Here is an 843-nt window from a genome sequence, read left to right as displayed (position 1 = left end):
CGCTGGGTCCGACAGCAAGGGCTGCTAACGGAAAATTCGCACCTTTAATTGGATCTTCTCTCAACAATCTTCCAGATGCCACCGAACGCCGAGAAGCCGCATGAGTAAATTGGATGAAGCAATTGCTTTCCTGAACGAAGCGATTTTTGAGCCTGTTTTGACAAAGGGAGCACCACAGGAACTAGTTTCAACCATTAACCACACCCGGATGTGGATTAACCATTTCAAGTCACTCGGAGATCTAGAGGCATACCTCCTCCGTTTCAGTAGAAATAGCCTTCACTCAAAGACAGCATACCGGTTGAAAGAAGCCGGATTTAAAACATTCGAAGATATAACGCCGGCGTTTCTTAAGCAATTTGGACAGGAAAATGACAGGATATTTGTCGATCGCCTTGTAATTGGTGGTGAATACTCATCGTTTGACATAAGCATCATTGCGCAAACTTATGACAACCGGTCAGGAGGCATACTTGCTGTAAAAACCAGCGGAGGGCAGGACGCCATCTTATTAAAGACAACCATCGGTGGAAAAAAATATAAGAACGAATGGCTGAAAACTAATGAACTGCTAAAGTCATATCTCCAATCAAAATTAGGAACAATTTCCACTAAGTCGAGTTCAAACCAACTAATTATCGCAAATCCAGAGCGACCGATTTTTTGCTTCGTAAGATCGAGAGAAGGGGTGCCGTTCACTTTCCGGGGAATCTTCAAGAATCTCGAGGTCTGCGACGATACTGACGGCGAGGGAAAATGGTTTAAGCTGCAACGACAGCCTTTGTTAGAAGCTCCCGCGCTCACGACCTTCGATGCTTTGCAAGAGGAGTTTGCCCAGAAGAT

General features: G+C 45.1%; 1 protein-coding gene. It reads left to right on the top strand.

Going from position 1 to position 843, the window contains the following annotated elements; all coding sequences use genetic code 11:
- Positions 1-100: 100 nt before the first annotated feature.
- The coding region (locus tag AC6CIG_RS29630; RefSeq protein ID WP_498324376.1) for a hypothetical protein at positions 101-843 on the top strand (743 nt) is incomplete at its 3' end.

This window comes from Sinorhizobium sp. GQ132 (assembly GCF_059758575.1).
The sequence above is the reverse complement of the archived record's forward strand: the minus strand, read 5'-3'. Positions and strand labels throughout refer to the sequence as shown.